Origin of the sequence: Rhizobium bangladeshense, assembly GCF_017357245.1 — a bacterium.
Classification (GTDB): Bacteria; Pseudomonadota; Alphaproteobacteria; order Rhizobiales; family Rhizobiaceae; genus Rhizobium; species Rhizobium bangladeshense.
Genome location: NZ_CP071612.1, coordinates 3,095,177 through 3,113,323 on the forward strand (window position 1 = coordinate 3,095,177; position 18,147 = coordinate 3,113,323).

Annotated in this window: 17 protein-coding genes; 9 read left to right on the forward strand and 8 right to left on the reverse strand. The window is 60.8% G+C overall.

Annotated features, from left to right (window positions below; translation table 11 throughout):
- Nucleotides 1–225 precede the first annotated feature (225 nt).
- Nucleotides 226–1,323: a calcium:cation antiporter gene (locus tag J2J98_RS15095; RefSeq protein WP_207601476.1), complete on the forward strand. Its 1,098-nt coding sequence runs from the start codon at nucleotides 226–228 to the stop codon at nucleotides 1,321–1,323.
- A gap of 32 nt (nucleotides 1,324–1,355) precedes the next feature.
- Here the strand turns inward: J2J98_RS15095 and J2J98_RS15100 are convergent, their stop codons facing one another.
- From J2J98_RS15100 to J2J98_RS15110, 3 genes are all read right to left on the reverse strand, one after another.
- Nucleotides 1,356–2,225 carry a 3-deoxy-manno-octulosonate cytidylyltransferase gene (locus J2J98_RS15100; protein WP_207601477.1) on the reverse strand — a complete coding sequence of 290 codons (870 nt, stop codon included), beginning with the start codon at nucleotides 2,223–2,225 and terminating at the stop codon, nucleotides 1,356–1,358.
- 47 nt (nucleotides 2,226–2,272) lie between these two features.
- A complete protein-coding gene (locus J2J98_RS15105) occupies nucleotides 2,273–3,178 on the reverse strand; it encodes a glycosyltransferase family 8 protein (protein ID WP_207601478.1) in 906 nt (301 codons plus the stop codon).
- 259 nt (nucleotides 3,179–3,437) lie between these two features.
- Nucleotides 3,438–4,640 (reverse strand): pyridoxal phosphate-dependent aminotransferase, encoded by a 1,203-nt coding sequence (locus J2J98_RS15110; RefSeq protein ID WP_064705716.1) that lies wholly within the window; start codon nucleotides 4,638–4,640, stop codon nucleotides 3,438–3,440.
- 476 nt (nucleotides 4,641–5,116) lie between these two features.
- On the opposite strand from J2J98_RS15110, the gene J2J98_RS15115 reads away from it, so the two are divergent.
- The 4 genes from J2J98_RS15115 to J2J98_RS15130 all read left to right on the forward strand — a co-directional run bounded on the left by J2J98_RS15115 (nucleotide 5,117) and on the right by J2J98_RS15130 (nucleotide 11,309).
- Nucleotides 5,117–6,748 (forward strand): ArnT family glycosyltransferase, encoded by a 1,632-nt coding sequence (locus tag J2J98_RS15115; protein WP_207601479.1) that lies wholly within the window; start codon nucleotides 5,117–5,119, stop codon nucleotides 6,746–6,748.
- 223 nt (nucleotides 6,749–6,971) lie between these two features.
- Nucleotides 6,972–9,356, forward strand: a complete 2,385-nt coding sequence (locus J2J98_RS15120) for a marine proteobacterial sortase target protein (RefSeq protein WP_207601480.1) — start codon at nucleotides 6,972–6,974, stop codon at nucleotides 9,354–9,356.
- A complete protein-coding gene (locus J2J98_RS15125; RefSeq protein WP_138393061.1) occupies nucleotides 9,346–10,107 on the forward strand; it encodes a class GN sortase in 762 nt (253 codons plus the stop codon). Before J2J98_RS15120 ends, J2J98_RS15125 begins: the two co-directional genes overlap by 11 nt.
- 59 nt (nucleotides 10,108–10,166) lie before the next feature.
- Nucleotides 10,167–11,309 (forward strand): PQQ-dependent sugar dehydrogenase, encoded by a 1,143-nt coding sequence (locus J2J98_RS15130; protein ID WP_138393060.1) that lies wholly within the window; start codon nucleotides 10,167–10,169, stop codon nucleotides 11,307–11,309.
- Between the two features lie 4 nt (nucleotides 11,310–11,313).
- Here J2J98_RS15130 and J2J98_RS15135 read toward each other — a convergent pair whose 3' ends face one another.
- Complete coding sequence (locus tag J2J98_RS15135; RefSeq protein WP_138393059.1) at nucleotides 11,314–11,766, reverse strand: DUF3052 domain-containing protein; 453 nt, start codon at nucleotides 11,764–11,766, stop codon at nucleotides 11,314–11,316.
- Between the two features lie 97 nt (nucleotides 11,767–11,863).
- Here J2J98_RS15135 and J2J98_RS15140 point away from each other — a divergent pair, with 97 nt between their 5' ends.
- The 3 genes from J2J98_RS15140 (at nucleotide 11,864) to J2J98_RS15150 (ending at nucleotide 14,055) form a co-directional block, all read left to right on the forward strand.
- Nucleotides 11,864–12,754, forward strand: coding sequence for a DMT family transporter (locus tag J2J98_RS15140; RefSeq protein ID WP_207601481.1), 891 nt, complete (start codon nucleotides 11,864–11,866; stop codon nucleotides 12,752–12,754).
- Nucleotides 12,755–13,240: 486 nt separating this feature from the next.
- Nucleotides 13,241–13,456: a cold-shock protein gene (locus J2J98_RS15145; protein ID WP_003561293.1), complete on the forward strand. Its 216-nt coding sequence runs from the start codon at nucleotides 13,241–13,243 to the stop codon at nucleotides 13,454–13,456.
- A gap of 146 nt (nucleotides 13,457–13,602) precedes the next feature.
- Entirely contained in the window at nucleotides 13,603–14,055 is a 453-nt protein-coding gene (locus tag J2J98_RS15150; protein WP_064706141.1) for a BA14K family protein, read from the forward strand.
- Nucleotides 14,056–14,114: 59 nt separating this feature from the next.
- On the opposite strand, the gene J2J98_RS15155 is transcribed toward J2J98_RS15150, so the two are convergent.
- Nucleotides 14,115–14,987, reverse strand: a complete 873-nt coding sequence (locus J2J98_RS15155) for an oxidoreductase (RefSeq protein ID WP_064705723.1) — start codon at nucleotides 14,985–14,987, stop codon at nucleotides 14,115–14,117.
- Between the two features lie 133 nt (nucleotides 14,988–15,120).
- On the opposite strand from J2J98_RS15155, the gene J2J98_RS15160 reads away from it, so the two are divergent.
- Nucleotides 15,121–15,480 carry a winged helix-turn-helix transcriptional regulator gene (locus J2J98_RS15160; protein WP_064711473.1) on the forward strand — a complete coding sequence of 120 codons (360 nt, stop codon included), beginning with the start codon at nucleotides 15,121–15,123 and terminating at the stop codon, nucleotides 15,478–15,480.
- Here the strand turns inward: J2J98_RS15160 and J2J98_RS15165 are convergent.
- The 3 genes from J2J98_RS15165 to J2J98_RS15175 form a co-directional block, all read right to left on the reverse strand.
- Nucleotides 15,477–16,853 (reverse strand): ATP-binding protein, encoded by a 1,377-nt coding sequence (locus J2J98_RS15165; RefSeq protein WP_064705724.1) that lies wholly within the window; start codon nucleotides 16,851–16,853, stop codon nucleotides 15,477–15,479. The genes J2J98_RS15160 and J2J98_RS15165 overlap by 4 nt on opposite strands.
- 74 nt (nucleotides 16,854–16,927) lie before the next feature.
- Entirely contained in the window at nucleotides 16,928–17,629 is a 702-nt protein-coding gene (locus tag J2J98_RS15170) for a response regulator (RefSeq protein WP_064705725.1), read from the reverse strand.
- Nucleotides 17,630–18,121, reverse strand: coding sequence for a MarR family winged helix-turn-helix transcriptional regulator (locus J2J98_RS15175; RefSeq protein ID WP_064705726.1), 492 nt, complete (start codon nucleotides 18,119–18,121; stop codon nucleotides 17,630–17,632).
- Nucleotides 18,122–18,147 lie beyond the last annotated feature (26 nt).

Sequence of the window (18,147 nt, forward strand, 5' to 3'; positions counted from 1 at the left end):
GTCTCCTCATCATCTTGTTGCGCATTCGCATGCTTCCGGACAGGGTCCGGATCATCGCGGCCGCGTGACGAGAATTCGAGGACGCCGCGATCTGCTTTCCGGCCCCGATAGCATTCAGTATTCCATTAAACGCCGAAGACTGCAAATAGCAGAGTGCCGCCGCGTGCTTCCCATCCGAAATCAGTGACTTAGTTAACAGGCGTGAATTGCAACGGGAGCTGAGAATTGGGCATCGCGGCACAGCTTGAAGAGGAAAAATTTTTGATTGCTGCACTCATCGTCGCAGTGATCGCCTATCTTCTGGAGCATACGGTTATGGAGATGGGGCGGAGCTGGGCGCTCATCGCCGCCGCCGCCCTGGTCGCCACCATCGTGCTCGCCTCGATCCGCGTTGCCCACCATGCCGAACTGCTCGCGGTCAAGGTCGGCGATCCCTACGGCACGATGATCTTGACGCTTTCGGCCCTCGCCGTCGAAGTCATCATCCTTGCCATCATGATGACTGGCGAGAACTCTCCAACGCTTGTGCGCGACACGATCTATTCCGCCCTGATGTTCGATATCAATGGCATTCTCGGCCTCGCAGCCCTTCTCGGCGGACTCAAGCACGGGGAGCAGCCCTACAACGACAATTCCGGCAAGACCTATGGCGTGATGATCCTCACCGCCATGGGCATCTCCATGGTCGTGCCGGAATTCGTGCCGAGCGATAAATGGCACTATTATTCCGCCTTCACCATCGTTGCGATGATCGCTCTCTACGGTCTCTTTCTGCGCATGCAGGTCGGCCAGCACAGCTATTTCTTCAGCTATAGCTACCCGCGTTCCGAACGGAACAAGGAAAGTCACAATAAAGAAGGCGCCGACGGACCGGCCGCCGTTTCAATCGCCATCATCCTCGTCGGCGTCGTCATCATCGGCCTGCTGGCGGAGTTCATGTCGGCCTTCATGACCGAAGGGCTGCGCGACAGCGGCGCGCCGATCGCCGTGACCGCCGTCGTCGTCGCGGCGATTTCGGCTGCGCCCGAGATCCTGACCGCATTGAGGGCAGCGCTGAGGAACCGCATGCAGGCGACGGTCAACATCGCCATGGGCGCCTCACTGTCGACAGTGATCCTGACGGTGCCCGTGATGGAGGCGATCGCGCTTTATACCGGCCAACCCTTCATCATGGCGATGACGCCGGTGCAGACGGTGATGGTGGCGATCACGTTGATTGCTGCTGCGATCAATCTCAACGACGGCGAGACAAACGCCATCGAGGGCATGACACATTTCATCCTCTTTGCCACCTTCGTCATGCTGACGGCGCTCGGGCTTTGAAGCGGTGTGCTGCCGGAAACCGCCCGCGACCATCATTCCTTCGACTTTTCGAGGAAGCGCTCTTTGCGGGTTTTCGGCTTGAATCGCCGGAAGAAATTTTCGATGGCGCGAATGGACTTGGTGACGGACATCAGTCTGTCGATCTGGCTGTTGGCATTATGGAGCCGTTCGGACAAGACCTCCGCCGCCGTCATAGCGATCTCGATCGGCGGCACCTGCGGAAACCGTTTGGAGAGCGCTGCGTAAGGGCTGGCGTCGACGCCGCCCATCATCGAAATCGAACCCATCCGGGCAAAGAGACGCAAAAAGATCTGCTCGAACGTCCAATCATGCACGTCGAAGACCTTCCACTTCTCGCTCCTCTTCGCCGAAAAGCCGGCGAGCAGGATCTTGCCCGGCAGTTGCAAGTCGGCGAGCCAGAGCGCCATTGCAAAGCCGCTCGTCGCGATCTTGCCTGCCGGATAGAGATCGCCGATCATTTGCGTCAGATCGAGGTGGCGGGCTCTGACGCCTTTGAAGCGGCTCTCCTCGCTGAAGTTTTCTTCCGGGGAGACGCGAATGTTGACGACGCCCAGAAAATCGTAGCCGGCAAAGAAGCGCAGGACATCCCCCACCTCGCGCCGGTGAACTATATTGGCGCCCATCACGCCGCTGCGGGCAACAAGCACCGCATGGCCAGCGAAAGGTTCATCGAGCACCTTATAGACATTGTTGAAGAAGACGTAGAGCGCCGTCTCCGGCAGTTCGCTTCTGAGCCGCTCGAAATCCACCGCCTCGCTGTTTGCCACCAGCACGATGTGCGAGTAGCGCGACAGCAGCGCCTTCCACGCATCCTGCGTCAGGACATTCAAACCGCCGTCTGCGGTGGTCGTAATTTGCGTGTCGCTGGGGATCGATTCCATATCGGCTCACATGCACTTTCCAAGGACGATGCGCTCGGCCCGCCTCACTAGCTGTTGCTGAAATAGGCGCGCATTCGGGCAAGCCGCGTCAATCCGCCAATCTGCTTTCCCACATGCGAGAGGAAGCCCGTGACCCGGCCTGCCATCGACGGCTGCCTGCAAAAGGAAGCCCAGGGCGTGTTTCGCAGATCCTCGGCATAACGTTTGGACATCCGCCGGTGCACCCAGGGGACGGTCGCCTGCCAGGGCTTCTTGCGGCCGGTAAAATGAAAGATGGCCGGCCGATCGACGAAAGGCAGCAGGCCCGTCTGCGTATTCCAGCGCGGATCGAGCACCAGCCAGTCGCGGTCGAAAGTGACGTTCAGCGCATCCTGGTCGTTATTTTCGAACAGATGCGACCGCTCCTCGAAGATGTCCCGGGTCCTGGCGAAAAGCCCCTTCGCCCGACAAGCCGACCAGTCGAACAGCAGCACGCCGGCATTGAAATAGCGGCCGCCTTCGCCCATGCCGATCTTGCGCTGCCGTGCACCGGCCTTGTCGGGAAAGGCCATGACGTAATCGTCGACGGCGGCAAGCGCCTTGCCTCGGAGATCAAGTGCAAAGAGTTGATCGACGGGCGCAACCGCCAGTACGTCAGCATCGAGGTAAAGCAAGCGTTCGATATGGTCGGGTATATCCCGATCCATGTAGAGCCGCGCCAGCGTCGCGGCGGACCAGCGGCCCCGCGCCTGAAGGCCGGTATCAGGCGTCTTATAGGGAAGAACCCTGATCGCCATACCGTGAAGCCGCCCAAAGTTATCGACCTCGGCGACCTCCTTCTGCTTGAGGTCGATGCCGAGAAGCAGGAACTCTATCCCGGCGTTGGCCAGATTGCGCTTGACGGAAAGCAGGGTGCAGCAGGCGGCCGGCAGCATGTTAACGTCCGAACATACGATGACGGCACTGTGCGGCAAATCCGGCCTCCTGAAGCGGCGGTTTAAACTTGATGCCGGATATCTATTTGGTTTGACAGCTGCCCGCAACCGCTGATCACCAGCCAAACACGCCCTCCCCGTCACGTTTTGAATCGAAATTCAACGACTTGCGAGGCAAAGCGGAATCGCTGGCGCAAGACCTTGAATCCGAATGTGAGCCCAGGGTCGAAGCGCCAACGGCAAACAAAAAGGCCCGCCGTCACCGGCGGGCCTTTCGATGATGTTGTCGCGGCCCGCTTTACTTGCAGGCGGCGCAGAAGCGCTGAATGCGTCGGCAGGCCTCCTCCAGAAGCGCTTCCGACGTCGCATAGGAGATACGGAAGTTCGGGCCGAGGCCGAAGGCCGAGCCATGAACGACCGCAACACCTTCCGTTTCCAGAAGCTCGGAAACGAAATCCTCGTCCGTCTCGATGACCTTGCCGGAGGGCGCCGTCTTGCCGATCAGGCCGGCGCAGGACGGATAGACGTAGAAGGCGCCTTCCGGTACTGGGCAAACGATGCCCTTGGCCTGGTTCAGCATGGAGACGACGAGATCGCGGCGGCCTTCAAAGATCTTCTTGTTCTCAGGGATGAAGTCCTGCGTGCCGTTCAGCGCCTCGACAGCCGCCCACTGGGCGATCGAGGTCGCGCCTGAGGTCTGCTGGCCCTGGATCATGTCCATCGCCTTGATGAGCTGGATCGGACCTGCGGCATAGCCGATACGCCAGCCGGTCATCGCATAGGCCTTGGAGACGCCGTTCATCGTCAGCGTGCGCTCATAGAGCTTCGGCTCGACTTCGACGGGCGTGACGAACTTGAAGTCGCCATAGGTCAGGTGCTCGTACATGTCGTCCGTCAGCACCCAGACATGCGGATGCTTCATCAGCACGTCGGTCAAGGCCTTCAGCTCGGCATGCGTATATGCCGCGCCCGTCGGGTTCGACGGCGAGTTGAAGATGAACCACTTAGTCTTCGGCGTGATCGCCTTTTCGAGATCGGCGGCCTGGAGCTTGAAGTTATGCTCCTGGGTGGCCGAAACGAAAACCGGCGTGCCGCCGCAGAGCGCCACCATCTCAGGGTATGAGACCCAGTAAGGCGCCGGGACGACGACTTCGTCGCCTGGGTTCAGGGTCGCCATGAAGGCGTTGAACAGGATCTGCTTGCCGCCGGTGCCGACGATCGTCTGCTCCCAGGAATAGTCGAGGCCGTTCTCCCGCTTGAACTTGGCGGCGATCGCCTTCCGCAGCTCAGGGATGCCGGAAACCGGCGTGTACTTCGTCTCACCGCGGTTGATCGCGTCGATGGCCGCCTTCTTGATATTCTCGGGCGTATCAAAATCCGGCTCGCCAGCGCCAAGGCCGATGACGTCCCGTCCTTTTGCTTTCAGCTCGCGCGCTTTTTGGGAGACTGCGATGGTGGCTGAAGGCTTCACGCGGGAAAGAGCATCGGCAAGGAAGGCCATGATATCGGTCCTAATGGTTGAAACGGGCAGAAAGCCGGGACCGGAGTTCTGCGGTTAGCTCTATGTCCAATGTATGACGGCATTTCAAGCGCAAAGGCGTGATGAGGACGATGATTCTTATTGATCGTTTCGTCGCACCGGCGAAATGGCCTGTCGGTCCCTTGCGGCAAGGTTTTCAGCACGACGTTGGATTTGCTCTGCACAGCTCTTGGCGGTCTCGCGAATGTTCTTATTATGTTCGCCTCAGGGGTGGGTCACTACTCATTCTGGGCGAATTGCTTTTCAAGGCATTGTTGGTGAAGTGCCGTCATGACAAAGCCGCACAGCAAGCCTTTCAAGCCACGGCTCCGTGATGGCGCGCCGCTCCCCGCAGCCGGGCGCCCCAGCGGCGAGAACCTGCCCAGCATCATCTTTCTCTCGATCCGATGCCGGCGCGTACCGCGCCGCGTCGAGTGTCCGGGAGGACACGGCTTCAGATGACGGACGCCCGGGGATTGAATCAGGTCGAAGGTCAGCAATATCAGCACCGGACGACCAGCCGGAGCATCGCCGCTCGCAGCTACATCAGCATCGACACGGCAATCTTGCTTGGAATCGTGTTTATCGCGATCGTCTTCCGGTTCTACAAGATCACCTTGCCGCTGGTCGACGGCTTCAGCTGGCGCCAAATAAGCACCGCGATGATGGCCGATAATTTCCAGCAGCGTAGCTGGAATATCTTCTTTCCAGAGGTCAGCTGGAGCGGCCCCGGGCCAAGTTATCAGGGCCGCGAGTTCCAGATTGTCAGCTATCTCACCGCCCTGCTCTACCAACTCTTCGGCTGGCACGACTGGTTCGGCCGCGTGGTTGCGGCCATCTTCGGTCTGGTGACGGTGGTTTCGTTGCACAGGCTGACAGCGCTGTGCTGGGACAAGATGCACGCCCACGCGGCGGCACTTGCCTATGCGCTGATGCCGGCGGCGATCATGATCGACAGCTCGTTTCTTCCCGATCCAGCGATGCTCGCCTTGGTGACCCTTGGCGTTTGGCTGTTCGTCAAGTACTGGGCCGGTGGCAGCGGCTGGCTCTTGCCGCTCGCCACCGCCAGCTTTTCGCTCGGCGCGCTGTCGAAGCCACCGGGCATCGCTGCCGGCGCCGTCATCTTTTACCTGATGGTCTGCTGGATTCTGGAGAGGAAGTGGAAGCAGGCACGCTTGGTTTTCCTCTTCGGGCTTTTGAGCCTTGCCATCATCGGCGCTTATTTCAGCTGGGCGATCTATCTCGCCCGCAGCTATCCGCCGTTCCATTTCGCTGGCAGCGGCGGCTATATCTGGGATTACGGCGTCTGGTCTTATGTCAAGGACAGGTTCTACTTCCAATCCGTCTGGAACACCTCGGTTTTGTGGTTCTATGGCTACCCGTTCATGCTGCTGTTTGCGGTTGGCTTGTGGATGCCGCTCAGCCGCGCCAAAGATCCGAGGCAACGCGCCCTTTCGGCGATTCCCTATGTCTGGCTGGCCGCGGCTGTGATCCTCTATCTGGCCGCAGCGGGCGAGATCACCAGCAATGTGTGGAACTTGCACGTCTTCCATGTGCCGGCCGCGATGTTCTGCGGCCACGGCGCGCTTCTTCTGGCGAAGCTTTCATCGAAAACCGTTCTAAACCCGACGGTCGTGCTCCGCTCCATCTGCATCGTGATCGTCGCGGTGGGCTGGTCGACCCTTCCCCTCGTCAGGACAATGAAAAAGCCAATCGCCATGAACGGCAAGCTGCTTGGCGAGGAACTGGCGCGACTGGCCCAGCCGGGCGACCTCGTCGTCGCCATCGCGCCCGAGGTCGGCGATCCCGTCGCCGTCTACTACAGCAGGGCGCGCGGCTGGGTATTCCCGCCTGGCGGAGGCGATGCCGAATGGTCGAAATTCGTCGCCGATGACACCACCGCGATCGCCCAGCTCGAGGAACTACGCGCCCAGGGCGCGGATCTGTTCGGCGTGGCCAAGAACGCCACCGACAAGGAGGCCCGGCTGTTCCTCGAGCACCATGATGGGATTATCGATCATCTCGACAGGACCGCAACCAAGCTTGTAGATTCGGAGAATCTGTTGATCTACAGGATCACCCGTCCTTAGGAGCCGCGACAGTCCGGTCCCAGGGTATGGCCTCGACTCCGGCGCTTTCGCAGTTGGGGCGATCCGGCCTTTCGTCTTTAGAAATCAGAGAGATCGTCGGATTTCGTCATCGCCACGAATAAGCCGCAACAAATGCCGCACGCCGCCGCAATTCGGTCGCGAGCGCGCCGAGATCGAAGCCGCATCATTGCTTCATCCAAAATTGGTTATTGAGGGTACACCAATGTTTCTGGAAGATGAGTTCGCCATTGGGCGCATGCGCATGCGCCGAATTTCCATTTCATTTCTTGTCGCCGCCACCGCCTTTGTGGCCTGCGTCGCCGCTATGCTGGGACTGGCCTCAGCCGCGCGGGCCGAAGCGCAGCACGCGTCCGGCCAGCTCGTGGCACTTGTCCGGCCGAATGACGTCAACAGCGGCTCGCTGCTCTTTCCGTCGAAGGAGCCCGGCTTTTATGTCGAAGCGCCGCGACTGAAGACCGACGTCGCAATCGACGTCTCCGGACCGATCGCCAGGGTGAAGGTGACGCAGCGCTTCCAGAACCCGAGCCCGGGCTGGGTCGAGGGCACCTATGTCTTCCCGCTGCCGGTGAATTCCGCCGTCGACGCATTGAAGATGCAGATCGGCGAGCGCTTCATCGAAGGCCAGATCAGGCCGCGCCAGCAGGCCCGCGAGATCTACGAGCAGGCCAAAGCCGAGGGCAAGAAGACGGCGCTGCTCGAACAGCAGCGCCCGAACATTTTCAGCAATCAGGTTGCCAATATCGGACCCGGCGAAGACATCGTCGTGCAGATCGAATATCAGCAGACGGTCCGCCAGTCCGGCGGCGAGTTCTCGTTGCGCTTCCCGATGGTCGTCGCGCCGCGCTACAATCCGGCGCCGATCGTTCAGACCGTCGAATTCAACAACGGTGCCGGCTTCGCCACGCCAAGCGACCCAGTGGAAAATCGCGACAGGATAGAAGCCCCCGTGATCGATCCGCGCGAGAACGCCAAAATCAATCCGGTTTCTCTGACCGTGGATCTCAAGGCCGGTTTCCCTCTCGGCGACGTCAAATCCTCCTTCCACGAGGTCGAAATCCGGCAGGACGGAGACCAGTCGAGAGCGATCAGCTTGAAGGGGGACTCCGTTTCCGCCGACAAGGATTTCGAGCTCACCTGGAAGGCCGCGCCCGGAAAGACGCCGAGCGCCGGCCTTTTTCGTGAGGTGATGAACGGCAAGACCTATCTGCTCGCCTTCGTCAACCCGCCGACGGCACCGGATGCGGCGGAGCCGCCGGCAAAACGCGAGGTGGTCTTCGTCATCGACAATTCCGGATCCATGTCCGGCCAATCCATCGAGCAGGCAAGGCAGAGCCTGGCCCTTGCCATTTCCAAGCTGAAGCCGGAGGACCGCTTCAACGTCATCCGTTTCGACGACACGATGACCGATTATTTCAAGGGTCTCGTCGCCGCCACGCCAGACAATCGCGAAAAAGCCATCGCCTATGTCCGTAGCTTGACCGCCGATGGCGGCACGGAAATGTTGCCAGCGCTCGAGGATGCGCTGCGCAACCAGGGTCCGGTCGCAAGCGGAGCGCTGCGCCAGGTCGTGTTCCTCACAGATGGCGCGATCGGCAACGAACAGCAGCTCTTCCAGGAAATCACCGCAAACCGCGGCGATGCCCGTGTCTTCACCGTCGGCATCGGCTCCGCGCCGAACACCTATTTCATGACCAAGGCTGCCGAAATCGGCCGCGGCACCTTCACGCAGATCGGCTCGACCTATCAGGTGGCGAGCCGCATGAGCGAACTCTTTGCCAAGCTGCAAAACCCGGCCATGACCGATATCGCCGCAAATTTCGAAGGCATCGCTGCTGAAGATATCACGCCGAACCCGATGCCCGACCTCTATAGCGGCGAGCCTGTCGTCCTGACGGCGGAGCTGCCGCAGGGCAAACCCGCCGGCAAGCTGCAGATCGTCGGCACGACGGGCGACCGGCCCTGGCGGGTCGAGATGGATATCGCCAATGCTGCCGACGGGAGCGGCATCTCCAAGCTTTGGGCGCGGCGCAAGATCGACGATTTCGAAGCCCGCGCCTCTGAGCGGCGGGATCCCGTCGCCCTCGACAAGGATATCGAGACGGTGGCGCTCGCCCACCACCTCGTCTCGCGCGTCACCAGCCTTGTTGCCGTCGACGTCACCCCGTCGCGGCCGGTGAACGAACCGCTCGGCTCTGCGAAGCTGCCGCTCAACCTGCCCGAAGGTTGGGACTTCGGGAAGGTCTTCGGCGAAAATGCCGTCCCATCAGGCGGCGCAGAGCGCCACGGCGCGGCGACGCCGGCCGGAAGCGCTGAGCCACAACTGGTCGCAGCCGCAACGCAGGATCTCGCCGCATCGTCCGAGATCGCCCACTTGATGGCCGCTGCGCCAACGGCGAGAGCCGCCACGCTGATCGCGCAGAAGAGCTCGACCGTGAACTTGCCGCAGACGGCGACACGCGCCGACGAGCAGATCATGCGCGGGCTCACCATGCTGCTGCTGGCGCTGGCAGCCGCGAGCGGCCTCGCCATCTGGCGCCGCCGCCTTAAGAAGCTCGTCACGGTCGGAGCCAAGCGCGATGGTTTCTAGCAACAATGAGGAAGCGGCTGAATTCGAGCCGCTTCCGACTTATCTGGAACTCGCAATGGCCGCCGCCACGGCCCACGAAACTCCGAAGGCACGCCAGAGGAAGGGTTTCTTCCTCTGGCGTCTTTCGCCGATCGAAAAGACGATTGCCCTCGCCATCGCCGGCCTTGCCTTCTACGGCCTGGCGCTGATCGGCGACGGCTTTCTGCTGAAGGCGAAGGCAGAAATCTCGCAGGTCCTGCTGAAGCGTGCTTTTGCCGCCGAATTGAGCGGCAAGGAGACGAAGCCCTGGCCCTGGGCCGATTTCACCACGGAAGCGAAGGTGCGCGCGCCGCGCCTTGGCCAGGAGGCGATCGTGCTTTCCGGCGCCTCGGGCGAGGCGCTCGCCTTCGGTCCGGCCTGGCTCGCCAACACACCGCAGCCGGGCGAAGAAGGCACCTCCGTCATCGCCGCCCATCGCGACACACACTTCCGCTGGCTGCAACATGTAAGGCCCGGCGATGCGATCGAAATTACCCGCCGCGACGGAAAGCTATTGACCTTCAAGGCCGGCGAAGGCCGCATAGCCCCTTGGGACGCAAGCGGCATCGATGCCTCCTCCGATGGCCGCCGCCTCGTACTGACCACCTGCTGGCCCTTCGATACAACCGAACGCGGGCCGCTGCGCTACATCCTCGAAGCGGAACTGGTCGATGGTGAGGCGACAGGCTCCGTTCAATCGCCGAACACAAAGCCGTTATTGCAAGGCGAGTGAGGCTTGAAGCCGTCCCCTGCCCGCTCCACGTTCAGCATAAAGAGACGACGGGGAGCAAGATGAAGAGAATATCCGCCTTCCATTTCACGGCAGCGCTGGTTTTCGCGGGCGCAGTGTCGGCCGATGCGGCAGATACCGTGAACACGCAAGGCCCGACCCTTCGTGTCGAAAAACTCGCCGATGGCCTCGATCACCCCTGGGCGGTCGAGGTGTTGCCCGACGGCGCCTACCTCGTCACCGAGCGGCCCGGCCGAATGCGCATTATCCGCGACGGTAAACTCTCTGAGCCGATCGGCAACGTACCCAAGGTCAGTGCGCGCGGCCAGGGCGGGCTCCTGGACCTGGCGCTCGCCCCGGATTTTGCCACGAGCAGAAAGCTCTATTTTACGGCTTCCATGGCCGGCCGCCAGGGCTCCGGCACCGAAGCCTTCAGCGCGACGCTTTCCAAAGACGAGAAGAAGCTCGAAGCTGTGACGCCTGTCTTCACCATGCGGCGCTTCACATCCACCAACATCCACTATGGCTCGCGGATCGCGATTGCCCGTGACGGCACACTGTTCATCAGCGTGGGGGACCGCGGCGACCGCGACCGTTCCCAGGATTGGCAGGACAATGCCGGCGCGATCGTCCATATCAATGCGGACGGCAGCATCCCCGCTGACAATCCCTTCAAAGACGGCGGCAAGGCGCTGCCGGAGATCTGGTCAAAAGGCCACCGCAACCCGCAGGGCATCACCTTCGACGCCAAGGACGGCAAGCTCTATACGGTCGAACATGGCGCGCGCGGCGGCGACGAAATCAACCAGCCCGAAGCGGGCAAGAATTACGGTTGGCCGATCATCACCTACGGCCGCGACTATTCGGGCGCCGAGATCGGCGAAGGCACCGCCAAGGAAGGGCTGGAGCAGCCGTTGCAGTATTGGGACCCTTCGATCGCGCCCGGCGCGCTCGCCATCTATCGCGGCGCCATGTTCCCGGAATGGAACGGCGATTTCCTCGTTGCAGCGCTGAAATTCCAGCTGCTTTCGCGAATGCAGCGAGATGAGAGCGGTGCCTTCGTTGCCGAGGAGCGCCTGTTCGAAGGCGATTACGGGCGCATCCGCGATGTCGTCGTCGCGCCCGACGGGGCGTTGCTGATGGTGACAGATGAGGACCACGGCGCGCTGCTCAGGGTTTCCAGGGCGCAGGCGAGTAACGGCTGAGACGTCACAGTGAACCACGCAACTCCTTGCGGATGACGAATTTCAGCCCAGACCAGATCTCATCGACGGCGCAAACCTTGACGTCGACCAGGCCAGTCGGAAGCAGGATCTCCCGCAGCACGTCCTCGGTAATATCCGTCGCCACCCGTGAACTCTTCTTCGGCCAGGAGATCCAGACCATCCCGTCGGGCCTTAGAACATGAAAAAGCTCGGACGCGGCAGCCTCAAGCGTCGCCCGTTCGGTAACAAACAGATGCACATAGTCGAACGCCCGCCAACGCACTTCGGGAAGCGTGCGGACCACCGAGGCAAAACGATCGAAACCATGGATGCCATCGATCGTCTCGGGGACACCAAGAAGAGCAGCCGCCTGCCCACTCGCGAGGCCGAGCTTTCTGACGAGCGGCGTGCCGGAATAACCCGCCGCGCCGCTCGCTGGCCGTTGTTCATGTGGCATGCCTTCATCTCCGTCGTCAGGCTCAAGTCTTCACCCTTGCCGAATGGAAACGCAACTGCTAACCGCTGGGGCACATCCCTTCCCCTTCGAGGACGACATGACGCGCATTCAGGCGAACATCCTCCTGTTGCTTGCAGCCGCCATCTGGGGCGGCGGCTTCGTCGCCCAGTCGACCGCGATGAAGGCGATCGGCCCCTTCTGCTTCATTGCCTTGCGTTTTGCCGTCGCTACATTGGCGGTGTTGCCTTTCGTTCTTCTCGAGGCGCGCAAGGCGGACGAGAAGACAAGCGCACGCCACGCGAAGCTCTATGTCCTCACCGGCCTTGCCCTTTTCAGCGGCGCTGCCACCCAACAAATCGGTCTGCAGACGACGACGGTGACGAATTCCAGCTTCATCACCGGCCTGTACGTCGTCTTCGTGCCGCTCATTGCTGTGTTCTTCCTGCGCCGTGCCCCGCATTGGATCATCTGGCCGGGCGCGGTGATGGCGCTCGCCGGTATCTATCTCCTGTCCGGAGGTCACCTCTCGGCGCTCACATCAGGCGATCTCCTGACGGTCGTCTGCGCCTTCTTCTGGGCGATCCAGATCACCCTTGCCGGCACGACCGTCTCAGAAACCGGAAGGCCGCTCACCTTGGCTGCAACGCAGTTTTCCGTCACCACGGTTTGCGCGCTTGCGATTGCCGCAGCCGTCGAACCGATCAGCCTCTCAGCGATTTGGGCCGCGGCACCCGAGATCCTCTATGTGGGTATTTTCTCTTCCGGCTTGGCCTTCGTGCTGCAGGTAATTGCCCAGCGCTACACGACGCCCTCGCAGGCGGCGATCTTCCTCTCGTCCGAAGCGCTGTTCGGCGCATCTCTCGCAGCCCTGATTCTCGGGGAGTCGATGCCGACGACGGGATATACAGGTTGTGCGCTAATGTTTACCGCTATGCTTGTAGTCGAGATCGTGCCCGGTTTTGCTCGCCGCCGCATGCCGGCCGCCTGAACACGCGTCCAAATATGGGGGATGCCGAATTCGAAAAAAATTTTAAGCGACGCTGAAAGCCCGTTTACGTTGCATTTTTTGGCAAAATCTGCTCGGAACTTACATTGCAGACAATATAAAACGTTAATCATTCCTCATTCACGGCGGAAATTTTGCGTTTTTGCGCAAATCGGATGTCGGCCGAAGTGTGCCCGGAAGGACACGTTAAAAAACTTTTGCTTGCCAAAATCCCTTAAACGCAGCACTCTCGGCGCGTTCGGGCATTTTGCGAGCATGGGAAGTCCTTAAGTATTTGCGCGCCGGGAACGCTAATATTCCGGTCAGCCGGTTCCGAAAATGGTGGGCAAAAGTCCCGCTTGGAGCAGGCCGAGGTAGAGGGGACCTTTTTCTCACATTTCAAGACTTGCCTGCCAACACCTCCCGCAAGGAGGCAATGCTATGATGCTGCCCGTGTGGATGGCGGGCAGAGAGAAAAGGACCTGACGCATGGCCGAGACTGGCACTGTAAAATTCTTCAATACCGACAAGGGCTTCGGCTTCATCAAGCCGGACCGGGGCGGCGCCGATATCTTCGTTCACATTTCTGCCGTACAGGCCTCTGGGCTGGCCGGTTTGACGGAAAACCAGAAGGTAAGCTTCGACACGGAGCCGGATCGCCGCGGCAAGGGCCCTAAGGCAGTCAATCTGCAGATTGCGGGCTGAGCCCTTAACAAGGCTGTCGAATTCGAGTTGAAGCCCGGCAGCAATGCCGGGTTTTGTCGTTCAGCCTTCGTTCAGCTAGCGATCTTTACTACTGCATCATCGAGGAAGGAGCCGACGTTCGGCTCCCGAGATTGGGACTTATGCTTATGAAAAGGCTCGCAAAAACTCTTCTGCTGACGGCAACGCTCGCCGCGCTTACCATCTCCGCCATCGGTGAAGCATCGGCCCGCGACCGTCATTGGCGTCGCAACGATGCGCTTGTCGGCGGCGCTGTCGGCCTTGCAACCGGCCTGATCGTTGGCTCGGCCATTGCCAATGCCAATAACGGCCCTGTTTACGATGAGCCTCGCTACATCGACCCGCCCTACGAGCCAGATTACTACGAGCCTGCTCCGGTGTACCGGGCCCCGCGCCGCGTCTACGTCGAGGAACCGCGCTATGTCGAGCGGCCGCGATACTATGCCCCGGCCCGTGCAACGGTTGAACCCTGGACGCCGCAATGGGAGCGTTATTGCTCCTACCGCTACCGTTCCTTCGATCCGCGCAGCGGCACCTACATCGGCTATGACGGTCGCAGTCACTTCTGCACCGCTGGCTGATCTTCCGACAATTCATCGCAAAGCGCCGCTCTTCAGCGGCGCTTTTATTTTTGGCTTATTCAGCCGGCCTTCTTCTCCCAAGGCATCGCCTGCACCTCGGCATCCGGCTCGAAATCAGTCGAGACGCTGACGGCGCGCCATTCCCGATCGGCCTCGATGCGCGCCGCATCCGCCTTCTCGACATTGCGCACGGCATCGCTGCCCAGCAACAGCCGGAACGGCGGTGCGTCGAGACCGGCAATGTGAATGATGACCGAGGCCGCTTTGGCGGGATCGCCGGGCTGACGGCCGTCATATTCACGCTGGAAACGCACAGTGGCGCCAACCGTTTCCGCATACTCCGCACGCCCCTCGGCCAGTATCGTCGAGGCGCCGGCGAAATCCGTTCTGAAGCCGCCGGGTTCGATCACCGTTACCTTGATGCCGAATGGCGCGATCTCTTTCGACAACACCTCCGAGAAGCCCTCGACGGCGAATTTGGCTGCCGAATAGGCGCCGCGTCCGGCCGGTCCGATGCGGCCGCCGACAGATGAAAACTGGATTATATGGCCCGCCCGCTGTTCGCGCATAAGGGCGATCACCGCCTTGGTCATGATAACAGTGCCGAACAGGTTGGTCTCGATCTGGGCTCGGAAGTCGGCAAGGCTGGTATCCTCGATCGGTCCGACATTGCCGTAGCCGGCATTGTTGACAAGTACGTCTATGCGTCCGAACCGCTTCACGGCGGCCTTCACCGCGGCAGCTGCCGCCGCCTCGTCGGTCACGTCAAGCGCCAACGGCAGCACCTGAGCGCCATACTGTTCCGAAAGATCGGCAAGCCGGCCGGGGTCGCGCGCCGTCGCCACCAGATTGTCGCCGGAGGCAAGAACCGCCTCCGCCAGCGCCCGCCCGAGGCCGCGCGAACTTCCCGTAATCAACCAGACTCTGGACATCGGAAACCTCTCCTTGTTGGTTCCCGGCTCATGTATGTTCTGTTGTTTCAGATCGAAAGAAGGTACCAACACGATCTAAACGCACCTGAAGGTAACTCACGTGGCCGACGACACATTCAATTTCTGTTGCAACATGACCGATGAGCAGGATGCGCGGGCGCGCGGCCTGATCGAGCGGGCGGCGGCGAAATGGCCGCTGCGCATCCTGCACGTGCTGTCCGATGCCGGTGCGCCCTTGCGCTTCTCGCGCCTCATGGAGCGGGTCGAGGGCATCAGCCAGAAAGTGCTGACACAGACGCTGCGCACTCTGGAAAACGACGGCCTCATCATCCGCACCCTCTATCCCGAGGTGCCCTTGCGCGTTGAATATGAATTGACGCCGCTTGGCCGCGATCTCCTCATGCAGGTCGCAACACTTTGGCGATGGGTCGTCGAACGGCTAGGCGATTTCGACGCGCGCAAAGCCGTAAAGCTGAGCGCCACAAACGTTTAGGCCGGAATGCGGATCGTTGCCCTCAAGCCCCCGAGCGGGCTGTCGCCGAGCGTCACGTTACCCCCATGGCTGCGGGCGATATCGCGGGCGATCGCAAGACCGAGGCCAGTGCCCGATGCATCAAGGTTGCGCGCCGTATCCAGCCGGAAGAACGGTTTGAACACGTCCTCGCGATTCCTTTCTGGGATTCCCGGCCCGTCATCGTCGAAGATAACGGTCAACCACTTGGCATTGTGCTTGGCCTCGATGTCTAGCCTGTTGGCATAGCGGCGCGCGTTCGAGGCAAGATTGGTGACAAGACGCGTGAAAGCATTCGGCCTGACCGAAATGTCGTCGTCGCCCTCGATCGAATAGCTAAACTTCTTGCCGTGCAGGACGAAATCGGATTCCAGCTTGGCGAAGATCTCGCTGAGCTTCAGCTCGCCGACATCCTCTTCGACCTCGCCGCGGGCAAAGGCCATGTAGGCCTCCAGCATCGTCTGCATATCGTTGACGTCGTCGTTCAGGCCATGCAGGTCAGGATTGTCGCCCGCGAGCGCCAGTTGCAGTTTGAAGCGAGTGAGAATCGTGCGCAGATCGTGGCTGACGCCGGAAAGCATCGCCGTACGCTGCTCGATCTGCCGCTCGATGCGTTCGCGCATCAGGATGAAGGCAAGGCCGGCGCGCCTGACCTCGTCGGCGCCGCGCGGATAGAAATTGTCTGGCTTCTGCCCTTTGCCGAAGCTTTCGGCCGCCCGCGCCAGCATCAGGATCGGCCGGATCTGCCCGCGCAGGAAGAGGATCGAAATGCCGATCAGCACCAGCGATGTGCCTACCATCCAGACGATGAAGATATGGGTATTGGAGGCATATGTCTGACTGCGCTTGGCCAACACCCTGAGGATCTTGTTCTCGAGCTTGATCCGAATCTCGACGAGATTCGAATTGCCGACCGTGTCGATCCAGAAAGGCCGGTGGATCTCGTCGGTGATCTCGTCGCTGAGGATGCCGTCAAGGATTGAGAAGAACGGCTTGACGCGCGGCGGCGGCAGGTCGCCGTCCGGCTCGATCGATATCTGCAAGTTGAGTTGATCCCGCGCGATGCGAATGATCTCGCTATAGTCCGAATTCTGCGGATACGTTTCGACGATCTCGATGATCGCGGCGATGTCGCGCGTGACGGCGAGCGACAACCGCTCGGTCACCATTTGCCAGTGGCGCTCCATGAAAACGGCCGCGACGACGGATTGCAGCAGCACCATCGGGATGATGATGATCAGCAGCGAGCGGGCGTAAAGTCCGGTGGGCAACCGCCGCCGCAGCCAACGGACGATCCAGCGCCAGCCCGCCGCCGGAGCGCGGTCTTCCCGCCGCAAGCTGTCCATTGTCACCATCGTCAGTCCCGGCCGTTCAGAGCACGATGCAGGAAAGTGTGAACGTTATCGACATCATGCCCCACTTCTCAAAGCTAGTCGATGCTCAGCCTGTATCCGATGCCGCGCACCGTCTGCAGCCAGACGGGGTTGGCCGGATCCTCCTCGATCTTGCGCCTGAGCCGGTTGATCTGCACGTCGATCGTTCGTTCGCCGACTTCAGTGTCATTGCCGATCAGCTCATGGCGCGGGATGGTGTCACCGGCGCGCCGCGCAAAGAGAAGCATGATTTCCTGCTCGCGGTCGGTGAGCCGGATCACCTCGCTGGCCTTCTTCAGCTCCTTGCGGGTCAAGGAGAAAGTGTAAGGTCCAAACATGACCTGTTCGATCTTTAGCCCCTCACCGTTGGAGTTGCGGCGCAGGATATTGTTGATGCGCAGCACCAGTTCGCGTGGGTCGAAGGGTTTGGAAAGATAGTCGTCGGCGCCGGCCTCGAGGCCTTCGATGCGGTTGCCCGATTCCGCCAGCGCTGTCAGCATGATGATCGGCACGTTCTTGATGGCGCGAAGCCCGCGGGTGACGTCGATGCCGGATTCGCCCGGCATCATCACATCCATGATGATGAGATCGAAATCGAGGCCCGCGAGTTTGCGTTGCGCCTCGGCGCCGTCGGCCGCAACAGTGACGCGAAAACCGTTTTCCGCAAGATAGCGATTGAGCAGCGCACGGATGCGGGAGTCATCGTCGACCACCAGCAGATGCGCCGCATCGTCAGAAATACCTGTTTTGACCGCCATTCAATCCGCCTTCTTTCTGTCCCGCATGCCTCTGAGGAAGGCCTTCACGCCCTCCCGCACCTGCGCAGAAGCTCCTTCGAATGCCCGCTCAATGCGGCGCGATTGCGGCTCTGCAAGGGCAAGCGCCAGCTCGCGCCCCGATTTAGTCGGATACAGCTTACGTTGCCGCCGATCCTCGGGTCCGGCCACTTGGCGAATATAGCCCGAATCGATCAGCTGTTTCAGCACCCTTGCAAGACTCTGCTTGGTGATCTTCAGTGTGTCGAGAAGATCAGCCACCGTCATGCCCGGATTGCGGTTGACGAAATGTACGACGCGGTGATGCGCCCGGCCGAAGCCACTCTTTTCGAGGATGGCGTCAGGATCGGAAACGAAGTCGCGGTAGGCGAAGAAGAAGAGCTCGATGATCTCGAAGTCGATACCGTCTGTATCTTCCATCGGTGTGGCCAACGGCTCCGGCGTGCCTGCTTTCGAACCGGTCTGTCGTGACACTCGGCATTTCCTTTCTCGTTCCGCGC

What these genes read in the sequence shown, in the direction of transcription:
- J2J98_RS15125 (WP_138393061.1), top strand. Translation starts at nt 9,346, where the DNA reads ATGGTTTCTAGCAACAATGAGGAAGCGGCTGAATTCGAGCCGCTTCCG.
- J2J98_RS15115 (WP_207601479.1), top strand. Translation starts at nt 5,117, where the DNA reads ATGACGGACGCCCGGGGATTGAATCAGGTCGAAGGTCAGCAATATCAG.
- J2J98_RS15135 (WP_138393059.1), bottom strand. Translation starts at nt 11,766, where the DNA reads ATGCCACATGAACAACGGCCAGCGAGCGGCGCGGCGGGTTATTCCGGC.
- J2J98_RS15145 (WP_003561293.1), top strand. Translation starts at nt 13,241, where the DNA reads ATGGCCGAGACTGGCACTGTAAAATTCTTCAATACCGACAAGGGCTTC.
- J2J98_RS15130 (WP_138393060.1), top strand. Translation starts at nt 10,167, where the DNA reads ATGAAGAGAATATCCGCCTTCCATTTCACGGCAGCGCTGGTTTTCGCG.
- J2J98_RS15150 (WP_064706141.1), top strand. Translation starts at nt 13,603, where the DNA reads ATGAAAAGGCTCGCAAAAACTCTTCTGCTGACGGCAACGCTCGCCGCG.
- J2J98_RS15140 (WP_207601481.1), top strand. Translation starts at nt 11,864, where the DNA reads ATGACGCGCATTCAGGCGAACATCCTCCTGTTGCTTGCAGCCGCCATC.
- J2J98_RS15170 (WP_064705725.1), bottom strand. Translation starts at nt 17,629, where the DNA reads ATGGCGGTCAAAACAGGTATTTCTGACGATGCGGCGCATCTGCTGGTG.
- J2J98_RS15100 (WP_207601477.1), bottom strand. Translation starts at nt 2,225, where the DNA reads ATGGAATCGATCCCCAGCGACACGCAAATTACGACCACCGCAGACGGC.
- J2J98_RS15110 (WP_064705716.1), bottom strand. Translation starts at nt 4,640, where the DNA reads ATGGCCTTCCTTGCCGATGCTCTTTCCCGCGTGAAGCCTTCAGCCACC.
- J2J98_RS15165 (WP_064705724.1), bottom strand. Translation starts at nt 16,853, where the DNA reads ATGGTGACAATGGACAGCTTGCGGCGGGAAGACCGCGCTCCGGCGGCG.
- J2J98_RS15160 (WP_064711473.1), top strand. Translation starts at nt 15,121, where the DNA reads ATGACCGATGAGCAGGATGCGCGGGCGCGCGGCCTGATCGAGCGGGCG.
- J2J98_RS15155 (WP_064705723.1), bottom strand. Translation starts at nt 14,987, where the DNA reads ATGTCCAGAGTCTGGTTGATTACGGGAAGTTCGCGCGGCCTCGGGCGG.
- J2J98_RS15120 (WP_207601480.1), top strand. Translation starts at nt 6,972, where the DNA reads ATGTTTCTGGAAGATGAGTTCGCCATTGGGCGCATGCGCATGCGCCGA.